The sequence below is a fragment of the Methanoculleus sediminis genome, from assembly GCF_001017125.1.
In the GTDB taxonomy this organism is placed as follows: domain Archaea; phylum Halobacteriota; class Methanomicrobia; order Methanomicrobiales; family Methanoculleaceae; genus Methanoculleus; species Methanoculleus sediminis.
The window spans coordinates 301,546-323,249 of sequence record NZ_JXOJ01000001.1; the positions used below are offsets into that span (position 1 = coordinate 301,546).

A 21,704-nucleotide genomic window follows, 5' to 3' on the forward strand; every position below is an offset into this window, starting at 1 on the left:
GTGTGACGGGGCATGATCTTCTTCGATCTCGCGATCAGGAACCTCAAACGGCACAAGGTCCGCTCGATTCTCGCAATGGTCGGCATCATCATCGGTGTAATAGCCATCGCCTCCCTGGGCATCATGGGAAGCAGCCTCTCGGTGCTCTTCAGCGGGATGATCTCCGACGTGAGCGACACCTTGCTCGTCACCCCGCACCTCGCGGTATCGAGCGGCGACCCGTTCGACCCCAGAAACACCCTTGCCGCACGCATCTCCGAGAAAAACCTGGGGCTGATAGAGAAGGCCGCGGGGCAGCACCGGGTCATCCCCATGATTCTCGCATCGGACCGGCTGCATGTGCGGGATACGAGCGGCTACGTGACGATATATGCCATGCCGGCGGCCGACATCCCGTTCCTGCTGGACGAAGAAGCCGGGATCTTCCCGCAGGGGAGGTCGTCGGGGGTGATGGTGGGTTCGCTCCTCGCCGACGAACTCGACCTCCACCCGGGGAGCCGCATCGAGGTCGGGGGCGAGAGCGTCCGTGTCGTGGGAATCGCGGCGGAGCGGGGGATGGCGATCGATATCAACCCCGACTACGCCCTCATCGTCACGGAGGACTGGTACACGGAGCGGCACGGGAACCAGGACTACAGCCGTGTCGTCGTCAAGGTCAGCGATCTCTCGGAGATCGAAGGGGTGAAGGCCGCCATCGACCAGCAGATCAACCGCAGGAAGGAGGTCGTGGACGTCCTCGACTCGCGCGAGATCCTGGAGATCTTCTACGAGACCACCGACGCCATCAACATCTTCCTCCTCGGCATAGGTGCGGTTTCCCTCCTCGTCGCAAGCGTGAGCATCTTAAACGTCATGATCATCTCGGTCACGGAGCGGACGGGGGAGATCGGGCTGATGCGGAGCATCGGGGCGCGAAAGCGGGAGGTTCTCCGGATGTTCCTTTATGAGAGCCTGCTCCTAGGGATCGCAGGGAGCATCGCCGGCGGCATCGTGAGCATAGCGGTCGCCCACTACGTCACCGCCACGGTAGCGGAGTACCTCACCGACTTCGCCATGTCGGCGGGAGCGGGCGTCCCTGTTACCGTGGTGATCGGCTACGTTGCCTTTGCGATGGCGTTCGGGACGGCAACCAGCATCGTTGCCGGGTTTTACCCGGCGTGGAAAGCGGCGCAGTTGAACCCCATCGAGGCGCTCCGCTACGAGTGACGGGCTCCCCTGGTGGTGGGGGGCCGGTCACCGGTGCAGGATTTTTATACCAGAGGTGATATGGGGGAGCCGGTGACGACGATGTTATTTGTCCTGTGGTATCAGTTCGAACCGGAGCACGCGCATCAGGTTCTGGAACTCTGGAAGCACTTCAAGTTCCCCTCGGACGTGAACGTCCTCCAGCGCTACCTCCTCATCGGGAGGCACATGTCGGTTGCCGTCTTCGAGGCGCCGGACGAGCGCTCCATCTTAAAGATCACCGCGCCGTTCAGCTCGTACGGGGTTGCCCACGTCGTGCCGGCAATGCCGCTCGAAGAAGCGATCAAGGCGGTCTGATCCGGGGCGCTGCACGGCGCCTGACACCCTCCTCTTTTCCCGTCCCGATCGAGCCGCCCTCTCCCGGAGTCCGCCGCGAGGCCGGGCGCGGCGAAGCCTCCTCGCGGGGGTGGGACCATGCGTAATTTCATAGCCCTGGAGACCGGAAACTCTATGAGCACTTATAGGATGATAGACTTCCCTGTCAGGAAGTGCTCTGACCCCAATCCGGTCCCCAATACGATAACAATACCCGGCTGTGTGAAACGGATGTTGCAAATGATTACGTGGCTCGACAAAAACTTCAGCTCGCTCCAGCCGACGCGGGCGATCATCATGAGAGCGCTGCGCCACCTGCGCCCGGCAGATCGAAAGAAACTCTTCTCCGAGGACATTCCCGAGATGCGAACCGCGGAAGGGCGATGGTTCGAGGCGATCGTCTACGAGATGATCCTCGACCTCTCGCTGCAGACCGATCTTGTCCTCTCCGTCGTGGCCCGGGGTGCCGACGGGCCCGCAAAAGTCCGGCGTGCGCAACTCGGTCAGAACGGGCTCTTCTACTCGAACATCGGGGACATCAAGGTCAGGGGAAACGGGCAGGACCTTGCCGAGGTCGATCTCGTGCTCGTCGACCACACCGGAGCGTTGACGTTTGGAGAGATCATCACCTCTCCTGCCGACTTAAAAGAGTTCGAGGCGGAGATCCGCTACAAGAAGCAGCTCTTCGGCTATCTCTACGGGCAGCCGACCGTGCCGTTCCTTCTCATCTCCTCGGTAGATATCTCCCGGACGGCCGTCGTCCGCCGCCTCCTCAAGGAACCGGACAACGTCCTCCTCACCACCCCGACCTGCGAGGATTTGAAAGGCCTTATACGGCAGCGGGACCTGAAAAGGAGCCCTACCCGCCGGATCAAGCATGAGAAACTGGTATCCATCAAGGACATCCCACCCCGCCGACCGTTCGACTACAAGAAACTGCACGACGAGCGGCTGCAGAGCATCATCTCCACCGTCACCTCGAAGAAAGGCGTCGGGGAACTCGGCACTCCGGACGAGATCCCGCCGATCGTGAAGAAAGTCCTCTTCGGGGGACTCTATCCCTCCGCCGTCCGGATGCTCGATGCCCGATATCCCATCCGCATCAAGGGGAGAACCTACGACCCGGATACGATTCAGAAACAGTTCTCGAAGGTCATACTCGCCGTAAACATCCCGGAGTACCGGCCAATCATCTATCTGCGGACCCGCAGCAAGAAGGAGTACCTCAAGATGGTGCCGAACAAGACGGGCGGGTTCAAGTTCGAGAGCCGGCGGACGCCCCACATGGCAGGCTTCTTCCTCTGGCTCGAGTCAGTCCAGCCGTCGCTCGGGGCCGAACTGACGCGGGAACTCCTCGACGCGTTCCCCGCGGTCCATGTCCCGGAAGCGGTCACGGAAGGGAGACCGTAAGGTAGGTATGCGCGCCGGTCGTATGTGGCCTCATGGACTCGGACAGCGGTGATCCGGAATGAGCCTGGTGACGGAGATCGCCGGGTTTGTGGGGTTGGCCCTGGTCGCGGTCGCGTCGATCACCGCGGTGATGAACCCGGCCTCCACGACCGCGGTCTTTACGGCGCTCACCGAGGGGATGACCCCGGGTGAACGCCGGAAGGTCATCCGTACGACGGTTAGAATATCTTTCATCGTGCTCGCCTTCTTTGCATTGACCGGGCAACTGGTCTTCTCGATCTTCAATATAACCGTTCCTGCGTTCCAGATAGCGGGAGGCATCCTGCTCGTCACCGTGGCTACCGGGATGCTCGGTTCGCGCGGCGAATCCTACCGGGCCGGCGACCTGGAGAATATCGCCATCGTTCCGCTGGCCTTTCCGCTCTCCTGCGGGCCGGGGACGATCACAACGGTGATTCTGCTCACGTCCGCCGGTGCGTCGAGCCTGATCGCCGTCTTCCTCGGGATCGCCGCAGCTCTCGGCGTCTCGTACGTCGGAATGCTCTACGGTCCCCGTATATTCGCCTTCATCGGGGAAGGAGGCCTCAGGGTCGTCCCGAAACTGATGGCGGTCATCGTTCTTGCGATAGCTATCCAGTTCATCATCAGCGGGATCGCGGAGGCGATGCCCCAACTGCTGTCGAATGTCGACTTCGGCGGGGATGCGGGTACGGAATGACGGATGTTCAGATCGCTCTCATCCAGGCTCTTCAGACTCATGCGGCGTGGCTCGAAGCGCCGATGCTGTTCTTCACGCTCCTCGGGGAGCCGGAGTTCTACCTGCTCGTCATCGCGTTCCTCTACTGGTGCTGGGACGCGCGCCTCGGGCTCCGTCTGGCCCTCCTGATGGGGATCACGGGCGGGCTCAACGAGGCCCTCAAAGTCGCGTTCCACCTCCCCCGGCCCTACTGGGTCAGCCCGGAGGTCAGGGCGCTCGGTAGCCACCCGTCGTTCGGGCTGCCGTCGGCGCACGCCCAGGGGTCGGCGTCGTTCTGGGGACTGATTGCCGCCGACGCCCGGCGCGGGTGGGTCTGGGTCTTCGCGGTCGGAATGGTCTTTCTCATCGGCGGATCGAGGGTGTTCCTCGGGGTTCACTTCCCGATCGATGTCCTCGCGGGATGGGGGATCGGCGTCGCCGTCCTCCTTGCGTTCCTTGCTCTCGAGGAACCGGTGGCCCGCCGGATCGTCGCCCTCCCGCTATCCGGGCGGGTGCTTGCCGCATTTATAGGGTCGCTTGCCCTGGCCATAGCCTCGTTTGCCGCTCTCGCGGCCCTCGGGGACTGGGAGGTTCCCGCCTCCTGGGCGGCGGGGGCGCTCGAGCGGTCCGGGGAGCCGATCAACCCGCTCCTTCTCCTGGACGCGGTCACGGCGTCGGGGCTCTTCTTCGGGTTCGCGGCCGGTGCGGCGGCAGACCGCCATCCGGGGAGCATGTGCGCGAGAGGTAAGGGTTCGGTCCGCCTGTCCCGCTACGTTATCGGAATCCTGATGAGCGGGGCGATCTGGTATGGGTTCGGGCTTTTTGTCCCGCAGGACGCCGTTCCCGCTGCATACCTCTTCCAGTACCTCCGGGCCGCCGTCGCCGGTGCCTGGGTCTCGTTCGGCGCCCCGGCGTTCTTCGCCCGGTACGGCCCGGGCACGTAACGCAGGGGTATATATCCCCTGCAGACGAGGATTCAATATGAATTCGGCGGACGGTGGCCTCACGGTGCTCGAAGGGATCATCCTCTGCATCGTGGCGATCCTGCTTGCCGTGCTTGCGGTCCACGCCCTGAACGCTCCCCCCGGCCCTCCAGGGGGTCTCGTCTACACAGCCCTCGAGGAGACCGGGGAATGCCTGATGGTCTCCGGCGAGGTCTACGGCTACGCGCTTGGCGAACGGTCCGTCGACGGCGTCGCCCTCGTCTGCGATCGGCCCGACCCGTCACGGATGGGATCGGTCTCCTGCAGCATCCGTCTCTTCGTCGGCGATATGGGGAGCGTCGATATCGGCCGCGCCGTGGTCGAGGTCTCCACCCCCGAAGGAACCGAACGCCTCGATAGAACTGCCGGAGCGCCGGTATCGCCCGGGAACTGGACGATCGTCCGGATGGGGCACACGATCCCGTTTTTGCAGGCGGACGACGACACGCTCCTCGAACCCGGGGAGCAGTTCGACCTGGTCATCTATCCCTCCCGGCCGTTTGCGCCCGGCGAGAGGTTCCTGATCCGCATCGCCCCGCCCGGCGGCGTTCCGCTCACGATGGAGCGGACCGTGCCGCCCCGGATCACGCCGGTGATGGATCTCGGCTGAAAACACCCTTCAGCAGACTTTTATAGCCGAAAGCCGACTCACTCTCTATGCTTGCAGAGGGGATCGCTCTCGGCTGGATTCTGATCGTGCTCGGGGCGGTGCTGCTCCTGGTGGAGGTCTACCAGCCCGGTTTCTTCATCGCCGTCCCCGCGACGGTGATGGTCATTCTCGGGGTTCTCCTCCTCCTCGGTGTCGACATCCTCACGTCGCCCTGGGGCCTCGTCGTCGGGGTCCTCGCGGCAATCGTGGCGGCCTCGGTCACCGTATGGCTCTACGGCCGCCTCACGCCCGGCCATGAACCGCCGACGACCCTCTCCCGGGACTCGCTCGTCGGCCTGGAGGGAACGGTGATCATTCCGGTCAATCCGGAGACGATCACGGGGAAGGTGCGGCTCGGGAGCATGGAGTGGAGCGCCCGTTCCGAATCTGGAGAGATCCCGGTCGGGAGAAAAGTTATCGTCGTTCGCTCCGAAGGGGTGCACGTCGTCGTGAAGGAGGTACGTTAAGATGCTTTTTACCGGAGAATTTCCGTGGACCGGACTTATCACGGTCTTTCTCATCATCGTCATCATCATCATCTTCGCCCGTGGCGTGGTGATCGTCCAGCCGTACGAACAGGGGCTCCAGATTCGCCTGGGACGCTACATCGGGAGGATGAACCCCGGCTTTCGGTGGGTCGTCCCGCTGATCACGGTGGTCAAGAAACTCGACCTCCGCACAGAGGTGATGGACGTCCCGCGTCAGGAGGTGATCACGAAGGATAACTCCCCGACGAACGTCGATGCGATCGTCTATGTCCGGGTGATCGATCCCGAGAAGGCCTACTTCGAGGTGATGAACTACCGATCGGCGACGGTGGCGCTGGCGCAGACGAGTCTCCGTGGGATCATCGGCGACATGGAGCTCGACGAGGTCCTCTACAACCGGGACGTCATCAACGCCCGCCTCCGCGACATCCTGGACCGGGAGACCGATGCCTGGGGCGTCAAGGTCGAGCGGGTCGAGATCAAGGAGGTCGACCCGGTGGGCGCGGTCAAGCAGGCGATGACCGAGCAGACCGCCGCCGAGCGTGAGCGGCGTGCGGCGATCCTCCGTGCGGACGGCGAGAAGCGTGCGGCGATCCTTCGTGCCGAAGGGAGCCGGCAGAGCATCATCCTGGAGGCCGAGGGCGAGCGGCAGAGCAAGATCCTGCGGGCCGAGGGTGAACGGCTATCGAGGATCCTGCAGGCGCAGGGCGAGGCGCAGGGGCTGCGCATCCTCTCGGTCGGCGCCCGGCCGCTTGATAAGCGGGCGATCACGGTCCTCTCGCTCGATGCCCTGAAACAGATGGCCGAGGGCCAGGCGACGAAGATCATATTCCCGTTCGAGCTCTCGAGCGTCGTCAGGCAGGCAGCGGAGTACCTCGGCGCCACTGCAGAAGCAGCGGAGGTTCCCGAAGGAACGGAACTGCCGCCGGAGGATATCCTCGGGGAGATCCCGGGCCGGGACGTGGTCCGGACCGCAGAGGAGGCGGTAAAGAGCATCGAGACCGATATCGACGTGGAGATGCAGAAGAAGTCGCGGGACCTGATCGGGAAGGGAGAGGACGAGGGGCTGTAAGCCCGCTCCTCCCTGTTTTTGGACACGACTGCATCCCGGTACCATCCGCGTCGGTCGGGCACGCGCCCGGCATGAGCGGTCTTTAATGCCCACGGGAAAATGTTTCCTGAAAGGCTATTTTTGGCTCGAATCCGCCGTGTTTCTGCGGTTCAAAGCGAAATGGTTATTCTTCGTCTCATAAAGTAAATCCTATGAGAAAAGTTTCAGCAGCATTCGTACTTCTTCTCCTTGCAGCGGCAGTCCTTGCCTGCGGGTGTATGGGGTCGGAGACGTCCCCTGCAGGGCCTGAGGCCGTTCAGGATATCGTCGTCGGCGCCCTCCTGCCGCTTTCCGGCGATTACGCCGGGGGCGGGGAGGCGAGCCGGGTCGCCCTCGAGGTGGCCGCCGGGGACATCAACGATTACTTTGTCTCGATCGGGTCGGACTACCGTGTCGGAATAATCATCGAGGACACGAAGGCCGACCCCGCTGTCGCCCTGGAGAAACTCCGGACGCTTGAAGGGCAGGGGACGAAGATTGTCATCGGGCCCGGAACCAGCGCCGAACTGGAGGCGATCCGGACGTATGCCGACGAGCACGGGATCCTGATCGTCAGCACCATGAGCACGGCGCCGTCGCTTGCGATTGCGGGTGACAACGTCTACCGGTTCGTGCCGCCGGACACCTACCAGGCCGACGTCATGGCATACTACCTGAAAGAGCAGGGAGTGAAGGCGGTTCTACCGGTCTGGCGCGGCGACGTCTGGGGCGACGAACTGGAGAAACTGACGACGGCGGCGTTTGTGAGAGGCGGCGGCAAGGTCCTCGACGGCGCCCGGTACACGCCGGGTCAGGAGGACTATAGCGCGATGGCGGCGGACCTCGATGCCCGGGTGGCTCAGGCGATCGCGGTGCACGGGAAAGAGAAGGTCGCCGTCTACCTGGTCAGCCTCGACGAGGCGGACAGGATCATGGAGGCGGCTCTCGCGACAGAGAACCTGCCGAAGGTCCGGTGGTACGGGTGTGACGGGAACGTCCTCCTCGATGAACTGGTGACGGGCGAGCCCGCCCGCTTCGCGGAGCGGACGAGGTTTACCTCCCCGGCGCTCTGGAACCAGGAGAGTGTCGCGTCGAACACGGCCACCATCCAGAAGATGCGCGAGCTCCTCGGGCGGCATCCCGACGGTTACAGCCTCGCGACCTACGATGCGCTCTGGATCGTCACCATGGCCCGGATAGAGACCGACACCGCGGACGCCGCCATGCTGAAGGCCGCACTTGAGAGATCCGCAGGGAGGTCCGGCGGGCCCCTGTTCGGGCCGGCGCACCTGAACGGTGCCGGCGACCTGTCGAATGCGCACTACACCTTCTGGACGGTGGGTGCCGACGGCGACGCCTGCCGGTGGGTGCCGCTCGTCCAGTACGGCGTCCGGTCGGCAGGCACCACTCCGGAACTCGAGTGGGTCGGCGTCTGAACGCCAATCCCATCCCTGATTTTTTTTCTTTGATGCAACGATCCTGTCTTCAGTTTCTGCCGAATACGATGCTGACGAGCGATGCGGCAACGTAAAAGAGCGCAATGTTCATGAGAAGATTGAACGCCTATTGGCGGCGATGGGTCCGCAGCACCGGCGGTATGGGCCGCTATGGCATCGGTAGCGTGGGTGACGATGGCCTGCAGGCTATCGGTTGTCTCGACGGTCTGAAGAACCTCATCGGCATCAAAGTATGTTGAGGGCCGCGGTGCGCCGGGGTTTGGGATCATACCGTCCGCCTGGTGGCGATCTTCGTTCCTGGTATACTTAATGTCCCCCTGCGCTGCTCTGGGCGGGTAGGGGAACAAAAAAGGGTTATCCCATCGCCAGCACGAACCGCAGCGCCGCAACGATCATCGGCATCGTGATGAGGAGGATCAGCATCACCGTCACAAAGCCGCTGATCGAGGCGACGACCTTTTGTGCGTACCGGGACCAGCCCCGGCGCTCGAAGAACCGTTCCACACCCTCCTTCATCATGTAGCCGCCGTCGAGCGGGACGATCGGTATGGCGTTGAACATCCCGACCAGCAGGTTGAACCACCCTGTCCAGAAGAGGAGGTGAACCGTGCCCCAGAAGAGGGGGAACGGCTCCTCCCAGGCTATCTGCTCGGGGGTATCGACGAGCAGGATGGCGAGTTGCTGGGTGTTGCCCTGGATAAAGGCGTCGATCGGGGCTATCGTCAGGTAGAGGGGCGCAAGAAGCCCGAGATCTGCGATATTTCCGATATGCTCCTCCACAGCGGGAGCGTTGTAGTAGTAGACCCCCATGAACCCGGTGTCCCGGTCGCCACCGAGCTCTTTCGGCCATTCATCCAGGGTAAGGGTGTAGGTGCTCTCGACCCCGTCTTTCGCGGCCGTCAGTGTGACCGCCTCTCCCGGCCGCGTCCCGTCCATGATCGCCGCAATCTCTTCCTGGCTTGCCACGGGAACACCGTTCACGCCCGTGATGATCGAGTAGCCGGGAAGCCCCGCGTCGGCCGCGGGATAGTCCTGGTAGACTCCCTGGACGAGCGGGACGGCAAGGGGCGTCGCCATCCCGAAGAGAAGGAACATCGCTGCAAAGCACGCGAGGCCGAAGACCATGTTGTTCGTGATCCCGGCGCCGAACATCCGGATCTTCGGCATCCCCTTCGCCGCTTCCACGTCCTCCTCGTCGGGCTCGACGAACGCCCCTATCGGGATGACGGCGATGAGGAGACCCATGCTCTTGACCCGCATATCCTCGACCCGGGCGAGGATGGCGTGACCGAACTCGTGGATGACGATCGTGAGGAGGAGGCCGAGGAAGACGGCTGCGGTGATCGGGATCGCCTGGTTGACGCCGGGTATCGCAAGGAGATTTCTCGGATCGTAGATCCCGGTCGGCTCCGGGGTATGCACCAGATACTGGGGGACCGCGACGAGCAGGGCGAGGGTCATGAAGGCCGAGACCACGACTACCAGCAGGACCCCGAGCGTCGCGTAAGCCCGGAGCACCGTCCCGAACTTCCGGAACCAGTCGAAGAAACCGACCCGTTCGGTCTTTATGGCGAGGATCGGGCCGAAGAACATGACGTGATCCTTAAACAGCCCTCGTTCACGGATGTAGTAGGCAATCAGAAGGTATGCCGCGACGAGGAGAAGGAGTATCTGGAGCCAGTTCATCACTCACGGTTAGGGTGCGGGAGGCATAAAACTTCCCGGTTACGCGAAATCCTGCATCGTCGTCTGACAGAGGTTCGTGACCGTCTTCCAGCTCCGGCGGGCACAGGCCGGCGGGCTCCCGTGAGAGCGGATGTAGCCCCGGAGGAACTCGATGGTCGCCGGGTCGGAGGGGTAGCCGCTCCCGATCGCTCCGTACTGCCGCTCGAGCTCCCGGATCGCCCGGTCACGGGTGACTTTCGCGACGACGCTCGCCGCGCCGACGATCTTGTGCCGGGCGTCGGCGTGATGTTCGGCGACGATCTCGCAGGGGAAGTCGAGGAGCCCCGCAATCGTCCGCCCGTAGCGTTCCGCGTTCACGTCGCAGGCGTCCACGTAGGCGCACTCCGGCTGGAGGCCCATGAGCGCCTCGGCGTGAAGTTCGGCCACGCAGGTGTTCATGCTCATCCTGCTCCGGGCATCGTCGATCCCGGCGGCATCGATGGTGACGATCGCTATCGAAAAATCGCGGAAGAGAATATCGTAGAGCGCCTCGCGCTGTTTCGGCCGGAGCACCTTCGAGTCCCGGATGGGAAGGGCCGCGAGATCCTCGATCTCGCGACACCCGACGGCGGCGACTACCATCGGGCCGAGAACCGAACCCTTCCCCGCTTCGTCCACCCCGCAGATCACACAGGGTGGTTTATTCGCAAGGTATTTCAATGCTGACGGTTGAATCCAGATGGATGTACACGATCATCGTCGGCCTTGGCGGAATCGGCCGGAACCTGACTGCGATCGCCGTGAACGCCGGCGACTCCGTGGTGGTGATCGACCAGGACGAGGAGCGCGCGAGCGATATCCTGGAGCACTACGACGTTCTCGCCATCACCGGGAACGCGACCGACAAATCGGTGCTCGAGGATGCGGGGATCGACCGGGCCGACGCTCTGGTCGCCACGACGAGCGACGACGCCGTGAACCTGATGACCTGCTGGCTCGCGAAACGTTACGACGTCGGAAACGTCGTCTCGATCGTCAACCAGAAAGAGCACTCCGATCTCTTCAACGAGGTCGGCGTCCGGATCAGCGAGAACCCCGACGAGCTGGTGGCGACCCGGCTCTATTACTGGGCGAAGAGCCCGAACCTCCAGCAGGTCGCCTCGATCCCCGGCGGCACCATCTTCGAGATCGTCGCCGACGAGGGCGCGCCCATCGTCGATCACGAGATCCGCGAACTCGAAGTCCGGGACTTCGTCTTCATCGCCATCCGGCGTGCCGGGGGCGACCTCATCATCCCGAGCGGCACCGTCCGTATTCGGCCGGGCGACGTCATCACGGTGTTCACGAAAAAAGAGGCGGAGACGGAGACCTTAAAGACCCTCAACAAGCAGTTGATACGTTCAGGATAGCGTATCCCTGAGTGCTTTGAGTTCGAGGAGCATTTTTGGGTTCCGCGTGATCAGTTCCTTGATGAGAGCCAGGACCGAGAACTCTTTGAGGCTGCTCTGGGCGATCGATTCCGCGAGGGTGTTGAGTTTTGCGTCGTCGAGGGTAACGAAGTACTCCTTGACCTTGTAGTTCCGCTCGAGAATCGTGCCCATCTTCGATGCCCGCCATCCTGCATCGTAGGGCATCAGGGCCTCCTTCGAGCAGTTGCCCGCCGCTATGCACTCGGAGGCCACCTGTGCCGCGAGCCTGCCCGTGAGCATGGCGTTGCCGATCCCGCCGCCGGTGATGGGATCGACGACCCTTGCCGCGTCCCCGGCAACCATCAGCCCGTCGGCGACCGTGCAGGCGAGCGGCCGGCAGACCGGGACGCCGCCTGCGATCGCCTCGATCGTCTTACCGTTCGGGAAGTTCTTTGCGACAAACCGGTCCAGGTAGTCCTTTGCCCGGGACCCGTCCCGGCTCTTGCGGCCGGAGATGCCGATCCCGACGTTTGCCGTCCGGTCGCCCTTCGGGAAGACCCAGAGGTAACCTTCGGGCGCGATCTCGTTGCCCAGGTAGAAATCCGTCGAGCCTGCGTCGATGTCGATGTCGGTCATCAGGTATTGGGCGCAGCTCATCATCTCACGGAGGGGAACGACGGTGTCGAGTCCGGCCCGGCGGGCAAACTGCGCTTCCGTGCCGTCGGCGGCGATGACCACCTCGGCCCGGATATCCGCCGGCGTGCCGACCGAGAGCACCTTCGCGCCCCGGACCGCTCCGTTCTCCATGATCGGTGCGGTCGCCCGGGTCTTGACGATCACGTCCGCCCCGGCCTCGGCCGCCTGCCAGACGAGCTCACGGTCGAAGATCTTCCGGTCGAGGACGTAGCCGACCTCGTTTCCTGCCTTATCCTGTTCGAGACTGATGGCTGTGCCGTTCGGTGAGATGATCCGGGCACGCTCGATATCGGCGGCTATCCAGCGTGGATCGGGCTTGATGAACTCTTTTAGGAGTTCTTTGCCGATCCCCTCCGCACACCGGACGGGCGTGCCGATGGCGGGGCGCTTCTCGATGAGGCAGACCGAATTTCCGGCATCTGCTGCCGTCTTCGCCGCAAGAGCGCCGGCGGGTCCGCCCCCGATGACGAGAATATCGTAGTTATTCTTCATGGACGACCTCCAGTGCTCCGAGCGGGCATGCCCGTGCGCAGATACCGCAGGCGATGCACTCCCGCTCAAGGCTGAGGTACGCGTCGATCAGCTCGAGCGCATCTTCGGGACAGACTGCGACGCAGGTGCCGCAGTATCCACACTTGTCTCGGTTTATCCTGAGCATTGTACTCATAATGTCTTCTGTCGCGCAAAAACCTTTATGCTCCTCGCGCGAGTTGCAGCACCAGAATCTCCGCCCGAGCGCCCGTAGGTGCGCCGTCGTCCCGCGCCGCCCGGAGCCGGAAGACGAGACGGCTCACTGCGCTATTTAATAGAAGTTAGCACAAATTTATCTGGGTAACGTGAATGCCATGGGATTGAAGGGTGGGCCGACACAGGACGAGGTCATGGCCGTCTCGCTCGCAAAACTCGGCATCCGTCCGGGCGACCGGGTGGCCGATATCGGGTGCGGGACGGGGAAGATCGCCGTCGCTCTATCGGAGACGGCGGAGCGGGTCTATGCGATCGACCGCCGATCGGAGGCGATCGCGTATGCCCGGGCCGAGGCGGCCCGCGCCGGCAGAGGCAACATCGAGTTCTTCGAGGGCGACGCGGCGGAGGTCCTCCCGGGGCTGGGCCGGCTCGACGCCGCCTTCGTCGGCGGGTCCCGCCGCCTGCCGGAGATTCTCGAGTTCCTCGCCGATCAGGTGCGGGGGAAGATCGTTGTGAACGCGGTGATGGTCGGGACGCTTCACGAGGCGATAGAAAGCATGCAGCGCCTCGGGATCTTTCAGGAGGCCGTCCACCTCCAGGTCTCGCGGTCGGCCGGGATCGCCGGCGGGACGATGTTCAAACCGATCAATCCCGTCTACATCGTCGTCGGGGGTGCCGGATGCTCGTAGGCGTGGGGCTCGGGCCCGGCGACCCGGAACTCCTGACGCTGCGGGCGGTCAGGCTTCTAGGCGAGGCTGCGGCGGTCTTTGTCCCCGGAAACCTTGCCTATGACCTGGTGAAGCCCTACCGGCCCGATGCCGTCGTCCTCAACTTCCCGATGACGAGCGACGAGGATTACATCCGAAGGTGCATGGAAGAGAACGCCGACCGGATTGCGCCGCACGCAGAGGACGGTCTTACGGTATTCGGGATCATCGGCGACCCGAACTTCTACTCGACGTTTTCACGGCTCTGCGAGATGATTTCTAAGCGCCATCCGGAGATCACGTTCGCGACCGAGCCCGGGATCAGTTCCATCACCGCGTTCGCCTCGGTCGCGAACGTCCCGGTGGCCGGCGGGTTTCTTGTCTCGGACGGGAACGGGCCGGAGTCGCGGATCTTCATGAAAGTCAGGAAGCCGGCGGCGCTCGCGGCCTCCCTCTCGGAGGAAGGCTACTCGGAGTTCGTCCTCGTCGAGCGGATGTTCATGCTGGAGCAGCGGGTCTACCGGGGGGACGACCTCCCCGAGAAGAGCGACTACTTCTCGATCCTCTTTGCGAGGCGGCCGCATGCATAAGTTCTTCATCGTGGGTGCGGGGCCGGGGGCGCCCGATCTCATCACCGTCCGGGGGATGGATCTCCTCCGGCGGGCGGACGTTCTCATCTACGCGGGTTCGCTCGTGAACCCGGAACTCGTGGAGAGATCGGGCGCAGGGCTGAAACTCGACAGCTGGGGGATGACCCTTGACGAGATCGTCGACGCCATCGAAGAGCACGTCCGGGCGGGCAAACTCGTCGTCCGGCTCCACTCCGGCGATCCGGCGCTCTACGGCGCGATCGTGGAGCAGATGGCGGAACTCGAGCGGCGCGGGATCGAGGCCGAGATCGTTCCGGGAGTATCGTCGCTCTTTGCGGCAGCTGCGGCCTTAAAGACCCAATTCACCCTCCGCGACGTCTCCGAGAGCCTGGTCGTCACCCGCCCGGCGGGGGCGACGCTTGAATCGGACCTGATCCCCGAGTTCTCCCGGCTCGGGCAGACGATGGTGGTCTTCCTCGGGACCGAGCGGATGGAAGAGGTTCTCGCCCGGGTGGAGTGCCCGCCCGATACCCCGGCGGCGGTCGTCTACCACGCTTCCTGGCCCGACCAGAAGATCGTCCGGGGAACGGTGGCGGACATCGCGGCAAAGGCCCGGGCGGCCGGGATCGAGCGGACGGCGCTGATCGTCATCGGGCGAGTGGTGGACCCGGCTACGTCCGGGTTCGGGAGGTCGGTCCTCTACTCATGACCGGGACAGTCGTGATCGCGCTCGAGCGGTTCCTCCCCGACGCCCGCAGGATCGCGGACGCTCTCGGTGCCGACGTCCTTCCCTACGGCCCGGACGCTTTCCGGAAGGTGTTTTCCGGCTATGGCCGGATCGTCGCCCTGATGTCGGCCGGGATCGCCGTCCGGCAGATCGCGCCGCTCCTCACCGACAAGTGGCGCGACCCGGCGGTGGTGGTGGTCGGGCCGGATCTCCGCTATGCCGTCCCGGTCGTCGGCGGGCACCACGGCGGAAACGACCTTGCCCGGGAACTCGCCGCTCTCGGGATTGAAGCGGTGATCACGACCGCGACCGAGACCCGCGGCCGGGAGTCGGTCGAGGGGATTGCCGCCCGCACCGGCTGCGATGTCGTGAACCGCGACTCCACCCGGGCGGTGAACGCCGCGATGCTGGACGCCGACGTGCCCCTCTACGCCGTCACCGGCCCCGGGATCGTCCTCGCGGCCCCGGGTGTCTCCCTCCTCGTCAGGAAGGGGGAGTACGTCGTCGGCGTCGGGTGCAGAAAGGGCGCTCCGGCGGCCGAGGTGGCGGCCGCCGTCCGGCAGGCGCTCGGAGTTGCGGGGATCGGCCCGGAAGAGGTGCTCGTCTACGCGACGACCATAAAGAAACGCAGCGAGGCGGGGCTCATTGATGCCGTCGCGGAACTCGGCGGCAACCTCGTATTTTTGGACGACGGCACGCTGAATGCGGAGGAGGCGCCGTCGCCCTCACGTGCCTCCCTTATTGGGCTTGCGGGGGTCGCGGAACCCGCGGCTCTCGCGATCGCGAAGCGCAAAGTTCTGGTTCTTGTCAAACAGACGTATGGTGGTGTCACTGTTGCAATCGCACGATAACGGAGGAAGGCTATACATCGTCGGCACCGGGCCCGGTGACCTGCTGCAGATGACGCCCCGGGCCTTGAAGGCCCTCGGCGAGGCGGACTGCGTCGTCGGCAACGGGTTCTACCTCGACCTCGTCGAGCCGATGCTCGCCGGAAAAGAGGTCGTCCGGAGCAGCATGGGCAAGGAGATCGACCGGGCGGCGAAAGCGCTCGACCTCGCACGGGACCGCATCGTCGCGATGGTGAGCGGCGGCGACGCCGGGGTCTACGGGATGGCGAGCATCGTCCTCGAGGTGGCCGAACGGTCGGGCTCGACGGTCGCGGTCGAGGTCGTCCCCGGGATCACGGCAGCGGTCTCGGCGGCGGCACGGCTCGGTTCGCCGCTCTCGGGCGACTACGTCACGATGAGCCTCTCGGATCTCCTGACCCCCTGGGAGGAGATCGAGCGGAGGCTCGACCTCGCGTTCCGGATGCGGGTGCCGGTCGTCCTCTACAACCCCCGTTCGAGGGGGAGGCCGCACAACCTCGATGCGGCGATCGCCATCGCCCGCCGCCACCTCCCGGAGACGACGCCGGTCGGGGTGATCAAGAACGCCTACCGGAAGGGGGAGGAGCGCTTGATCACGACGCTTGGGGAGTTCAAAGACCACTTCGCCTTCGTGGACATGCATTCGATCGTTTTTATCGGCGGAGAAGAGACCAGGATCTGGAGGGATGAGCATGGTGCGAGAGGAATCGTCACGCCCCGGGGATACCACCGGAAGTACGTATACTGACCTCGCGGCGGTCACGCCGGAGGCCTACGCGATAGCGAGCGCGAGCCGGAACCTGGCCCGGGAGCGGGTGGGCAACGTCACCCTCGAAGACCGGATCCGGCAGCGGTGTTCGGTCGCGGTCGGCGACTTTGCGATGGCCGACCTGATGCGCTTTTCCGGCGACCCGGTCGAGGCCGGGGTTGCCGCGTTTGCCCGCCGGGCGCCGATAATCGTCGATATCCGGATGGTGCAGGCGGGCATCCTGAAACGCGGGCACGCGAGCGAGGTCGTCTGCGCCCTCGACTACGGCGAGGATCTCGCCCGCGAGCGCGGGATCACCCGGACGTCGGCGGGGTTCCTCGCCCTGCGCGACCGGCTGGAGGGCGCGATCGTGGTGATCGGGAACGCCCCCTCGGCGCTTCTCGTCGTCTGCGAGATGATCCGGGAAGGGGTCCGCCCGGCGCTGGTCGTCGGGACCCCGGTGGGGTTCGTGAACGCGGCGGAGTCGAAGGAGGAACTCCGCACCATCGACGTGCCGTCGGTCTCGAACGCCGGCACCCGGGGCGGGACGCCGGTCGCGGTGGCGGCGATAAACGAGATCATCACGATTCATGCCGAGCGTGAAGGTCATGCGGGACCCGGTTACTGACTTCGAGTATCCCGATGCGTGGGTGGCGGCCTGCCGCTCCCCCGACCGTCTCGACGACGTCCGGCGGGGGCTCGCGGTTCTGACCGCGTCCGGATCGGTAATTCGCCGGGGGTTTACGACCGGGACGACGGCGGCCGCGGCCTGCAAGGCTGCGGTTCTTTCGCTCGCCTTTGACACCGTTCGGGAGGTGGACGTCACTCTCCCCTGCGGCATCACGGTCCGGCTCCCGGTCGACGGCTACCGTGGGCAGGCGTCCTGCCGCAAGGACGCCGGCGACTACACTACCGACGTGACGGGAGGGCTTGAGTTCGTCGTGATGGCGGCTCCCTCCCTCTCGGGCGGGGTACAGTTCGTCCCCGGCGAGGGCATCGGGAGTTTCGCCCGCGACACCCCCCGCCACCGGCAGGGGACGCCCGCGATCAGCGCTCCGGCGCTCGACTGCATCCGGCGCTCCATCGACGAGGCGGTGGAGGAGGCGGATCTCTCCGGGACGACGGTCATCCTCACGATCCCCCGGGGTGCGGAGGTGGCGCAGAAGACGCTGAATCCCCGGGTCGGGGTGCACGGGGGGATATCCGTCCTCGGGACGACCGGGTTCGTGGAACCCTGGGACGACCACGTGACGGAGGGGGTGCTCGACCGCATCGCCCGCGCTCCCGGAGCGGTCGTGCTGACGACCGGCAGGCTCGGGCTGCGCTACTCCCGTCTCCTCTTCCCGGAGCACGAGGCGATCCTGGTCGGGAACAAACTCGAGGAGGCACTCCGGGCGGTCGACGGCGACGCGGTCATCTGCGGGCTGCCCGGCCTGATCCTGAAGTTCATGAACCGCGACGTCCTTGCCGGAACCGGATGCGCGACGGTGGAGGAACTCTCGGCGACCCCGCTCTGGGAGGAGACGGCCCACCGGGAGCTTGCAGCGTTCCGTGCCCGCTGTCCCCGCGTCCGGGTCGTGATCGTCGACCGCGACGGCCGGATCATCGGGGAGTCGCCATGAAGATCGTCGGGGTGGGGTGCGGCCCCGGTATGCTGACCGCGGAGGCGGCAAGGGTCATCGCGGCTGCGTCGCTCGTCTACGGCTCCGCACGGGCGATCGCGCTTGTCCGCGACGCCATCCCGCCGGGCTGCGAGGTCAACGAGATCGAGGATTACCGGGGTCTCCGCTCCCTCCCGGCCCACGCGGTCGTCCTCTCGACCGGGGATCCGATGCTCGCGGGGCTCGGCTACCTCCCGGGCGACGTCGTCCCCGGGATCTCCTCGCTCCAGGTCGCGTTCGCCCGTCTGAAGGTTCCGCTGGCGCGAGCCGCGGTCGTCTCCGCCCACGGGAAGGATCATGCCCGGGCGATAGCCGAAGCGCGGGAGGAGGTCGTCCGGGGGAAGGTCGTCTTCCTCATCGCCGACCCGGCCTTCGACGTCGGGGCGCTCGCGGCCGCCCTCCCGCCGGAGACCCGGCTTGCCGTCTGCGAGGACCTCGGCTACCCGGCGGAAAGGATCGCCGCCGGGACGGCGGCACAGCCCCCGGCGCCGCTGGGCGAACTCTATGTGGTGGTGGCGGGGGCGTTTTAGAGGGTGTCCGATCTGGATACGTCACCAGGGGATAGGAGATGCATCCCCTTCTGGTTTTGAAGTCTCAGTACTTCACGAATTTCGGCACCCGACACTAAGCGGGGCGGCCTCGTAAAATTCGGTACCGAGGAGTTGGTAACACCCGGACACCGGAGTTCGCGTTCTTCGCGCCTTCGCGTGAGGTGACGGTAGGCGTAGTGCCGAGATCTCACGCGAAGAGCGCGAAGCCGCGAAGTGCGACGGATGGGGCATCCGGAGCTTGAGAAGACCGAAGGTCTTCGAAGTGCGATGGTTCGTTAGAACCGGAGCATGAGCACCGCAGGTGCGAGCCGCGAAGAACGCGAAGAGATCTGTGGAATACTGAACGTCACGCTATTCCGCAGGCGGTTGGAACCACATATTCTACGCTGTGGAAGCCGCGAGACCCGCCGCGGCGCTCTCCTTCTTCCGGAACTCGTAGCCCGACCGGAGGAGATCGAGGAAGATTGCCTGGTACGCACCTCGTCTGCAGAGTTCGAGATGGTAGCGGTGCACCGTCGATTTCGTCCCGTATCTCACCGGCACGTCGCTCCAGGCGCACCCGGTGGTGAGGACGTAGAGGACCCCGTTGAAGAGGTTCCGGGGGTCGCGCCGGGGCCTGCCGATATGGGGTTTTTGAGGCGGGAGGTGTCTACGGACGATCTCCCAGAAGTCGTCGTCGATCTCCCGAAACGTCATGAGCGCCGCATACCCCGGCGAGACCTTATAGTTTTGGGACGGTTCGGACTCCCGCGGTCACGCCGGGCGGTAGTTCATGACGATGATCTCGCGGACCTCTCCCCGTTTCGTCCCATCGCAGTTGATTGCTCTCCTTGCCGGAACCCGGTCGATACGATACCCGGCGTAGAGGTCGTCGAAGAACCCGTCTTCGGGGTCGGCGTTCCTGGGATCGGAGTTGCTCAGCATGAGTTTCGCGCCCTTTGCGCCGCAGCGTGCATAAAACTCCGCCAGACGTCTCTGCTCCTCGTCGGAGAACCTGTTCTTCGAGTACTGCGTGAACGACGACGTCCGGTTCAGCGGCCGGTAGGGCGGGTCGAAGTAGACGAAGGTGTCCTCTGCGATGTACGGCTCCGCCTGCGTGAAGTCGCCGAGATGGATGGTCGTGTTCCGGAACGCGAGCGAGTCGGCCCGGAGCACTTCTTCGTGCAGGATCTTCGGCTTTTTGTACCTGCCGAACGGGACGTTGAACCCGCCCCGGGAGTTCACCCGGTAGAGGCCGTTGAAACATGTCCTGTTGAGGAAGATGAACCGTCCCGCCCGTTCAATCCACGCTTCGCCGTACCTGCAGAAATCGATCTCCTCTCTCTCGCGGTTGAACGTGTCCCGGACAGCATAGAAATAATTTTTCCGCCCGGAATCGTCTTTTGAAAGAAATTCTTCCTCAACGTCGCGCAGATATTCAATAAGGCCGGAGACGTCGTTTTTTACGACGCTGTAGGCGAGGACAAGTTCCTCGTTGATGTCGAAGAGGTGGCACTCCCTGAACCTGAAGGTGCTGTTGAAGTGAAAATAAACCGCCCCACCGCCCATGAACGGTTCGACGAAGACCGGAAGGGTTCCCCCGGCGAGTTCCCGCGGAACCCTCGCGGTGAACGCATCGAGCAGTTGCGCCTTTCCGCCTGCCCACTTGAGAAACGGTCGTGCGGTGGGTGTTGCCATCGGTCTCTTCCGTCGTGGTGAATGCTGCAGGAGAGGTTGGTCTTGAAGGGCATTAGCGTTGTCTGTATCCCGCATTGGTTTCAGGCACCGTTGCCGCCCGTCCGAGCGCCCTGCTTTTGGGCTTTGTCAAACCACTCCCTCGGAGGGCGAATCACCTCCGGATTATCTATACGTCGGCGATTCACGCGAAGACGCGAAGGCGCGAAGTCTGGATGGGTACTGATGGACTCCTTCGCGTTCTTCGCGTCTTCGCGTGAGGCCACGTCACTGACTTCTATTGGTAATCGGGAGTTATCCAGAGATTGTGGCAAGCAGTTCAATCTGGCCGTTTTTTTAGCATCTTCTCGATTGCCCACCGGCCCCGGCCGAGTTCACTCCCCAGGATCTCGACCGCCCTCCTCTTCGTCTTGCCCGATTCGATGAGCGCGGCGAACCGGGAGACCAGGAACTCGCGGTCGCCGTCCGTCCAGGTTCTGCCCCGGTTCGTCGGCTCTCCGGTCTCCGGTTTCCGGAGCGTGGGGAGCAGGCAGCCCGGCCGGATATCCCGCAGTTGTGCGATCTTCAGGTCGAAGACCTGCTTCGAGACCTCGAACCCGGTTGCCCGGCGGTTGAGGCCGACGGCCACTTTTGCGGTCGTAAATCCGCCGAGGAACATATCGCAGACGAGATCGCCTTCGCTGCTGCTGTACTGGATCATCTTTACGAGCAGTTCCGTCGGCAGTTCGTTCTTGTTCTTCGCCTGCCCCGGTTTGTACTCGCGGTTGATGCACCAGACGTCCTCACGGTCGCGGTAGTTCAGCGACCCGTTGTCCGGCCCCCTCTCCCCGGTCCCGTAGCGCGACTCCAGGTTGAACGTCCGCTCGCCGCCCGGTTTTTCGTAGAAGAGGATGTGGTAGTGGGAGGAGACGTATTTTCGGGTGGTGTAGACGCCGAAGGTGTAGCGCCAGATGATATGGTTGACCTCGCGAAGGTGCGTCCCGCGCAGCGCGTGGAGGATGTGGTAGAGGTTCGTGTAGCCCGAGACGATGTAGATCGACCCGCCCGGCCTTAATATCCGTTCGGCTTCCCGGATCCACCTCTGGCTGAACTCCCCGTAAGCGGATGCGGGAACCTCGATGTAGCCGTCGACGACGAACGCCTCGTCACGGTTGTAATGCTGGTGCAACCGGTCGCCGTTGATGCCGTAGGGGGGGTCGGTGACGATCAGGTCGACCGAGTCGTCGGGGATATGCGCTCTTGCCCCCGCGATGCAGTCGCCGTTGTAGAAGGCGTTGCCGTTGATCTCCTCGGACCTCATGGTTTTCCCTGCAGGCTGCAACGTATTCACGTTGGTCGTGCGAGCATAAG

The 21,704-nt window shown here is 64.2% G+C and carries 25 protein-coding genes; 18 read left to right on the forward strand and 7 right to left on the reverse strand.

From position 1 onward, the window contains the following. The first annotated feature begins 12 nt into the window (after positions 1-12). The 9 genes from SZ63_RS01495 to SZ63_RS01535 all read left to right on the forward strand — a co-directional run bounded on the left by SZ63_RS01495 (position 13) and on the right by SZ63_RS01535 (position 8,352). The gene (locus SZ63_RS01495) at positions 13-1,206 is read left to right on the forward strand and encodes an ABC transporter permease (protein WP_048179968.1); all 1,194 of its coding nucleotides are present in this window, start codon (positions 13-15) and stop codon (positions 1,204-1,206) included. Between the two features lie 81 nt (positions 1,207-1,287). Then, a complete protein-coding gene (locus SZ63_RS01500) occupies positions 1,288-1,542 on the forward strand; it encodes a DUF3303 domain-containing protein (protein WP_048180775.1) in 255 nt (84 codons plus the stop codon). Between the two features lie 258 nt (positions 1,543-1,800). After that, the gene (locus SZ63_RS01505) at positions 1,801-2,970 is read left to right on the forward strand and encodes a hypothetical protein (RefSeq protein ID WP_241481218.1); all 1,170 of its coding nucleotides are present in this window, start codon (positions 1,801-1,803) and stop codon (positions 2,968-2,970) included. A gap of 58 nt (positions 2,971-3,028) precedes the next feature. Beyond that, positions 3,029-3,688, forward strand: coding sequence for a MarC family protein (locus SZ63_RS01510; RefSeq protein WP_048179973.1), 660 nt, complete (start codon positions 3,029-3,031; stop codon positions 3,686-3,688). Then, on the forward strand, positions 3,685-4,650 hold the full coding sequence (locus SZ63_RS01515; RefSeq protein WP_048179977.1) for a phosphatase PAP2 family protein: 966 nt from the start codon (positions 3,685-3,687) through the stop codon (positions 4,648-4,650). Before SZ63_RS01510 ends, SZ63_RS01515 begins: the two co-directional genes overlap by 4 nt. A gap of 37 nt (positions 4,651-4,687) precedes the next feature. Next, positions 4,688-5,299 (forward strand): hypothetical protein, encoded by a 612-nt coding sequence (locus SZ63_RS01520; RefSeq protein WP_048179980.1) that lies wholly within the window; start codon positions 4,688-4,690, stop codon positions 5,297-5,299. Positions 5,300-5,346: 47 nt separating this feature from the next. Continuing rightward, positions 5,347-5,805 (forward strand): NfeD family protein, encoded by a 459-nt coding sequence (locus SZ63_RS01525; RefSeq protein ID WP_048179985.1) that lies wholly within the window; start codon positions 5,347-5,349, stop codon positions 5,803-5,805. Between the two features lies 1 nt (position 5,806). Then, positions 5,807-6,898, forward strand: coding sequence for an SPFH domain-containing protein (locus tag SZ63_RS01530; protein WP_048179991.1), 1,092 nt, complete (start codon positions 5,807-5,809; stop codon positions 6,896-6,898). Between the two features lie 191 nt (positions 6,899-7,089). Next, complete coding sequence (locus SZ63_RS01535) at positions 7,090-8,352, forward strand: ABC transporter substrate-binding protein (RefSeq protein WP_082122601.1); 1,263 nt, start codon at positions 7,090-7,092, stop codon at positions 8,350-8,352. Positions 8,353-8,727: 375 nt separating this feature from the next. Here the strand turns inward: SZ63_RS01535 and SZ63_RS01540 are convergent, their stop codons facing one another. Then, positions 8,728-10,059: a site-2 protease family protein gene (locus tag SZ63_RS01540; protein WP_048179994.1), complete on the reverse strand. Its 1,332-nt coding sequence runs from the start codon at positions 10,057-10,059 to the stop codon at positions 8,728-8,730. A gap of 39 nt (positions 10,060-10,098) precedes the next feature. After that, positions 10,099-10,728, reverse strand: a complete 630-nt coding sequence (gene rnhB, locus SZ63_RS01545) for a ribonuclease HII (RefSeq protein ID WP_048180000.1) — start codon at positions 10,726-10,728, stop codon at positions 10,099-10,101. Positions 10,729-10,781: 53 nt separating this feature from the next. On the opposite strand from rnhB, the gene SZ63_RS01550 reads away from it, so the two are divergent. Next, positions 10,782-11,447, forward strand: a complete 666-nt coding sequence (locus tag SZ63_RS01550) for a potassium channel family protein (protein WP_048180004.1) — start codon at positions 10,782-10,784, stop codon at positions 11,445-11,447. Here the strand turns inward: SZ63_RS01550 and SZ63_RS01555 are convergent. Beyond that, positions 11,439-12,635, reverse strand: a complete 1,197-nt coding sequence (locus SZ63_RS01555; protein WP_048180010.1) for an NAD(P)/FAD-dependent oxidoreductase — start codon at positions 12,633-12,635, stop codon at positions 11,439-11,441. The two genes, SZ63_RS01550 and SZ63_RS01555, sit on opposite strands and share 9 nt — an antisense overlap. Continuing rightward, positions 12,625-12,801 (reverse strand): 4Fe-4S binding protein, encoded by a 177-nt coding sequence (locus tag SZ63_RS01560; RefSeq protein WP_048104707.1) that lies wholly within the window; start codon positions 12,799-12,801, stop codon positions 12,625-12,627. The genes SZ63_RS01555 and SZ63_RS01560 overlap by 11 nt, the downstream gene beginning before the upstream one ends. Before the next feature lie 187 nt (positions 12,802-12,988). Between SZ63_RS01560 and cbiT the strand changes: the two genes are divergently transcribed. From cbiT to SZ63_RS01600, 8 genes are read left to right on the forward strand one after another with little or no spacing between them, the layout of a single operon-like run. Further along, the gene (cbiT, locus tag SZ63_RS01565) at positions 12,989-13,519 is read left to right on the forward strand and encodes a precorrin-6Y C5,15-methyltransferase (decarboxylating) subunit CbiT (RefSeq protein ID WP_048180015.1); all 531 of its coding nucleotides are present in this window, start codon (positions 12,989-12,991) and stop codon (positions 13,517-13,519) included. Next, positions 13,510-14,127: a cobalt-factor II C(20)-methyltransferase gene (locus tag SZ63_RS01570; RefSeq protein WP_048180018.1), complete on the forward strand. Its 618-nt coding sequence runs from the start codon at positions 13,510-13,512 to the stop codon at positions 14,125-14,127. The genes cbiT and SZ63_RS01570 overlap by 10 nt, the downstream gene beginning before the upstream one ends. Then, a complete protein-coding gene (locus tag SZ63_RS01575) occupies positions 14,120-14,836 on the forward strand; it encodes a cobalt-precorrin-4/precorrin-4 C(11)-methyltransferase (protein ID WP_048180021.1) in 717 nt (238 codons plus the stop codon). The genes SZ63_RS01570 and SZ63_RS01575 overlap by 8 nt, the downstream gene beginning before the upstream one ends. Beyond that, a complete protein-coding gene (gene cbiG / locus SZ63_RS01580; RefSeq protein WP_048180024.1) occupies positions 14,833-15,705 on the forward strand; it encodes a cobalt-precorrin 5A hydrolase in 873 nt (290 codons plus the stop codon). The genes SZ63_RS01575 and cbiG overlap by 4 nt, the downstream gene beginning before the upstream one ends. Next, positions 15,674-16,468 carry a precorrin-3B C(17)-methyltransferase gene (gene cobJ / locus SZ63_RS01585; RefSeq protein WP_048180027.1) on the forward strand — a complete coding sequence of 265 codons (795 nt, stop codon included), beginning with the start codon at positions 15,674-15,676 and terminating at the stop codon, positions 16,466-16,468. Before cbiG ends, cobJ begins: the two co-directional genes overlap by 32 nt. Beyond that, complete coding sequence (locus SZ63_RS01590) at positions 16,413-17,096, forward strand: precorrin-8X methylmutase (protein WP_394298767.1); 684 nt, start codon at positions 16,413-16,415, stop codon at positions 17,094-17,096. The genes cobJ and SZ63_RS01590 overlap by 56 nt, the downstream gene beginning before the upstream one ends. Continuing rightward, positions 17,077-18,090 (forward strand): cobalt-precorrin-5B (C(1))-methyltransferase, encoded by a 1,014-nt coding sequence (locus tag SZ63_RS01595; RefSeq protein WP_048180029.1) that lies wholly within the window; start codon positions 17,077-17,079, stop codon positions 18,088-18,090. The genes SZ63_RS01590 and SZ63_RS01595 overlap by 20 nt, the downstream gene beginning before the upstream one ends. Beyond that, positions 18,087-18,659: a cobalt-precorrin-7 (C(5))-methyltransferase gene (locus SZ63_RS01600; RefSeq protein WP_048180031.1), complete on the forward strand. Its 573-nt coding sequence runs from the start codon at positions 18,087-18,089 to the stop codon at positions 18,657-18,659. The genes SZ63_RS01595 and SZ63_RS01600 overlap by 4 nt, the downstream gene beginning before the upstream one ends. Before the next feature lie 402 nt (positions 18,660-19,061). On the opposite strand, the gene SZ63_RS01605 is transcribed toward SZ63_RS01600, so the two are convergent. The 3 genes from SZ63_RS01605 to SZ63_RS01615 form a co-directional block, all read right to left on the reverse strand. Then, positions 19,062-19,376, reverse strand: coding sequence for a transposase (locus SZ63_RS01605; protein WP_048114297.1), 315 nt, complete (start codon positions 19,374-19,376; stop codon positions 19,062-19,064). A gap of 57 nt (positions 19,377-19,433) precedes the next feature. Then, on the reverse strand, positions 19,434-20,357 hold the full coding sequence (locus SZ63_RS01610; RefSeq protein ID WP_048180034.1) for a DNA adenine methylase: 924 nt from the start codon (positions 20,355-20,357) through the stop codon (positions 19,434-19,436). A 316-nt stretch (positions 20,358-20,673) separates the two neighbouring features. Beyond that, positions 20,674-21,654, reverse strand: coding sequence for a DNA-methyltransferase (locus tag SZ63_RS01615; protein ID WP_048180037.1), 981 nt, complete (start codon positions 21,652-21,654; stop codon positions 20,674-20,676). Positions 21,655-21,704: the final 50 nt, after the last annotated feature.